This is a genomic window from Hallella sp., from assembly GCF_037460745.1.
Lineage (GTDB): Bacteria > Bacteroidota > Bacteroidia > Bacteroidales > Bacteroidaceae > Prevotella > Prevotella faecis.
Window position 1 is genome coordinate 1 of record NZ_JAXVAE010000157.1, and the last position, 4,611, is coordinate 4,611.

Sequence of the window (4,611 nt, forward strand, 5' to 3'; positions counted from 1 at the left end):
CACCTTGCAGTCCTTGATGCTGCCCGGTGCTCCTTGCTCAGCGCGCGGCAGATACTCCAGTGCCGTCACCGTCTGCTGCTGACCGAGGTCGATCACCAACAGGTGGGGCAGGGCGGCGCCATTCTCCGTCTGCCAGTAGGTCGACTCCTGCAGGTCGAACGCCTTGTCGCCGGTGTGGTTGCCATTGTCGTCCTCGCTGTCGGCATACTTCGTCTTCCAGGCGTCGCGACTGATGCGCTTGCCCTGGGCGTCCTGCACGTAGACCTCAGCGATGGCGCTCAGCGCCTTTCCGCTTTGGTTGCTGCTAACCTCGATGGCGAGGTAGCGACCCGTAGCCGCCTTGTCAAACTTCACCGTCTGCCAACCGTTTCCGGCCTTCATCTGTCCGGCAAACACCGGCGTGCTTGAGTTCAGGTCGGGCTTGTCGCCGATGTTGTTATGCTTGTTGCTCTCTTCCAGTTGCAGCTTGTTCAGCTCCGGCTTGTCCTCTCCCCACACGGTGGTCTCCTTCGGTCCCACCACGTCGAGCACGATCACCTCGTTGCGACCCTTCTTCAGCCAGCAACCCGGCACGTAGAGCGTCTGCTGCGGACCGATGCGCCAGAAGCGACCCACGGCGTGTCCGTTGACATACACCAGGCCTTTGCCCCACTTCTCGAAGTTGAGGAACGTGTCGCCTGTCTTCTTCAGGTTGAAGTAGCCGCGGTAGTAGCCAGCCTTGGTGTTCAGGCGGTCCTGCTGTCCCATCTTGTTCTTGCCCGAGAGGGCGCGCACAGCGTCGGCGTAGGTGTCGGGAATGCGGCTCTGCTCCCAGTCTTTCAGCGTCCACACCACATCGTCGCCATCCACGGCGGCGCTCAGCGTCACGTTGCCCACGATACCCTTAAAGTCCTTGATGGCGCGTCCGAAGTTGATGCGTCCCATGGCCTCCACGAGCACCGTCAGCTTGTCGCCCTTCTTGGTGGCAGGCATTACGAGCGACCGCTCGTTCTTCACGCGGTCGATCTTACCCACATATTTCTTGTTCAGGTACACTTGCACATAGTCGTGCGCACCATCGATGGTGAGCACGGCGCCCGCGGGAGCCTCGGGCAGGGCTGTGCGATAGATCATCGAACCCCAGCCGAAGTCCATGTCCTCGAAGGTGAGCGGCGTCACCGATGTGGCGGTGCTGTCAATGCCCGAGCCGATGGTGGCATACTGGTCGAGTGTGAACTTTGCCACGTTCATCGTTGGAGCGGCAGCCTTCGGCACGTTAGGCATCTTGCCCTGGGTGTACTTCTGCATCATCTGTCGCAGCTCAAAATATTTGGGTGTGGTCTGGCCATACTCGTTGATGGGCGCGTCGTAGTCGTACGATGTCACGTCGGGTGCGAATCCCGGTGAGTTGGCGCCAGCCCAGTGGCCAAACGATGTTCCTCCGTGGGTCATATAGAGCGAGAAGCTGATGCCCTTCGAGAGCATCTCGTCCAAGCCGGCCACCATGTCCTTGGCGTCGCGCGTCTCATGGCGTGCGCCCCACTTGTCGAACCATCCGCTCCAAAACTCCGAGCACATCTTCGGTGCGTCGGGGCGCAACTCGCCCAGGCGACGGAACTGCTGGTCGATGTTGGCGCCTGTGCCAAAGTTCATGGTCCACACCAGGTCGTCCAGTCCGTTGCGCTCAAAGTTGCTGGCCCAGTCACACTGGAAGAGCGCCGGTCCGCGTCCGTTCTGGTACCAGTTGTCCTTCAGCATGTCGCGAATGGCCGACACATACGGCTTGTCGGTTCCATACGATCCATACTCGTTCTCCACCTGCACCATGATGATCGGGCCGCCGCGCTGTATGGTCAGCGGTGCCAGTTGCTCAGCCACCTTCTTCTCGAAGATCTTCACGCGCTCCATGAAGTAGGGGTCACGCTCGCGCAACTTAATGTCTTTCTTCTTGAGCAGCCACCAGGGCAGTCCGCCCATCTCCCATTCGGCGCACACATAGGGACCGGGTCTCACGATGACGTACATGCCGTTCTTCTGTGCCTGGCGTACGAAGGCGGCAATGTCGTTGTTGCCGGTGAAGTCAAACTGCCCCTCCTTCTGCTCGTGTATGTTCCAGAACACATACATGCAGATGGTGTTCATTCCCAGAGCCTTACACATCTTGATGCGTTGGTCCCAGTAGGCCTTGGGAATACGGGGGTAGTGGAGCTCGGCGGCCTTCACCACGAAAGGCTTTCCGTCGAGCAGGAACGTGCCCTTGCCCACCGTGAAGTCGCCTGGCTTGGCTGCCTGGCTGCCCATGGGGCAGAGCAGCATGGCGGCTGCGAGGGCCGCCGTCGATAATGTCTTTGTCAGCTTCATTTTTATGGTTTGTTTTGGAATTTGTTCTTGTCCCTTTTGAGCGCAAGCGCTCTTATTTTCGCAAAGTTACGAATAATCTTCAAGAATGTGCCGACTCACGTTCAAAATTCATCTATTTCTCCGCTTTTTGTGTGTTGGGCAGCAGTCCGGCAACGATTCCCATCAGCGGCAGGAATGCGCTCACCTGAAAAATAAACTCCACACTGGTCTTGTCGGCCAGCCATCCGAAGAAGGCCGACCCCAGTCCCCCCAGTCCAAACATCAGTCCGAAGAACACGCCGGCGATCATCCCCACCTTGTCGGGCATGAGGTCGGTGGCGTAAACCACGATCGACGAGAACGCCGATGCGATGATCAGTCCCGAGAGGAAGCAGCACACGATGGTCATCGTGAGGCCCACGAAGGGCATGGCCAAGGCGAAGGGCGCCGCTCCGAGGATGGAGAACCAGATGACATATTTCCTGCCGAACCTGTCGCCCAGCACGCCACCCGCCACCGTTCCGATGGCGAACGCGGCGAGAAACACAAAGAGGAACAGTTGCGAAGCCTTTATCGACACGCCAAACTTGTCGATCAGGAAGAACGTGAAGTAGCTCGTGATGCACGAGGTGTAGAAATACTTCGAGAACACGAGAAGCACGAGTATTGCCAACGCTCCGTATTTGGCACGTTTGGAGATGTGGTTGTTCAGCGCGGGCTTTCTCTGCGGATGCTTCACCACATACTGCATACGGGCCTTATACCATGCGCCGAGCCGCACCATGATCAAGGCGGCGAGCAGGGCGGCCAAGGCAAACCATGAGATGGAGTGCTGACCGTAAGGCAGGATGATGATGGCCGCCAAAAGGGGGCCGAGGGCCGATCCGCCGTTGCCACCCACCTGGAAGATCGATTGCGCCAAACTCTTCTTACCGCCCGACGCCATCTGCGTTACGCGCGATGCCGTGGGGTGGAACACCGACGATCCGAAGCCCACGATGCTCACAGCTATGAGTATGGTGAGGTAATGGTTGGCGAAGGCCAGTGCCAGAAGGCCCGCCAACGTGAAGCACATGCCCACGGAGAGGGCGTACGGTCGCGGGTGGCGGTCGGCGTACAGGCCGGTGAACGGTTGCAGGATCGACGAGGTCATCTGAAACACGAGCGTGATGATGCCAATCTGTGCGAAGGAGAAGTCGAACTGGTCTTTCAGGATGGGATAAATGGAGGGAATGATCGACTGTATCATGTCGTTCAGAAAATGCGATATGCCGCAAATCATGAGTATGGAGTAGGCCGTTCCCTCGGTCATGGTGGGTTTGCCCTTGAGCTTCTGGCTGATGGCTTTGATTTGCATAGACGAATGTCCTTTTATGGTTTGTTGTGCAAAAGTACTCATTTTTAGCTTACCCCCAACATTTTATAATGTTGAATGTTGGGGGTTGGGTGTTGAATGTTGTGTGTTGGATGGGAATTGTTGAGCGAGGGATGTTGGGGGTTGAATGTTGGGTGTTGAATGGGAATTGTTGAGTGAGGGATGTAGAGTATTGAAAGGGCATTGAGTTTTGGATGGGCACGTTGGAGGATCGGGCAGAAATGGTGCTGGCTCGCGTGAGAGTAGCCGTGTCGAAAGGTATGGGAAGGCTCTGGCTCGTGTGAGATGAGCCGTGTTGAAAGGTATGGGAAGGTGCTGGCTCGTGTGAGAGTAGCCGTGTTGAAAGGTATGGGAAGGCGCTGGCTCGTGTGAGAGTAGCCGTGTTGAAAGTCAAACTATGCGGGCTGAAAGCCCAACGACCTCCATAGCCCAGGGCAAGCGAAGCGACGCCCTGGGCTATGAACTTCTGTCCCTTCGGGACGTGCCGTAAACGCGCCCTCATAGAAACAACTTTCCGCATGCGAAAGAATCCGTGCCCATCCGTCGCGCCGACGGCGCGATCTGTGTGTTTGACAATCACCCCGCATGGCATTTGTGTCGATCGTGCGATCTGTGGGCGCATTCTCCCATTTGTCTTTTCAAGCGCCATCGGCGCATAGTGTCTCCCGCCGATCTCACCGATTTGCACAGATTCTCTCTTCGGTTGCTGTGGCTTCGCATGTCATTACCTCCCGTTGGTCGGTGGGTCTACGACAAATCTCGTGAGATATCAAACCCCGACGGTGTTTCCTCTCAGCGGTCATTATAAAAAAAAGTTGTCATTCTACACCCAACACCCCCATTTGTTAAATAGTATATTTTCCCATTACTAGTGATGCGATATTAATCGCTTAACTATAGTTATATATTTGATATTT

2 protein-coding genes are annotated in these 4,611 nt (G+C 56.6%); both read right to left on the reverse strand.

Translation table 11 applies throughout. The features are described 5' to 3' along the window. Nucleotides 1-2,340: beta-galactosidase (locus WKK33_RS10545; protein ID WP_337933781.1), on the reverse strand; the 2,340-nt coding region annotated here is incomplete at its 3' end. 112 nt (nt 2,341-2,452) lie between these two features. Next, nucleotides 2,453-3,676: an MFS transporter gene (locus WKK33_RS10550; RefSeq protein WP_215760790.1), complete on the reverse strand. Its 1,224-nt coding sequence runs from the start codon at nt 3,674-3,676 to the stop codon at nt 2,453-2,455. Nucleotides 3,677-4,611: the final 935 nt, after the last annotated feature.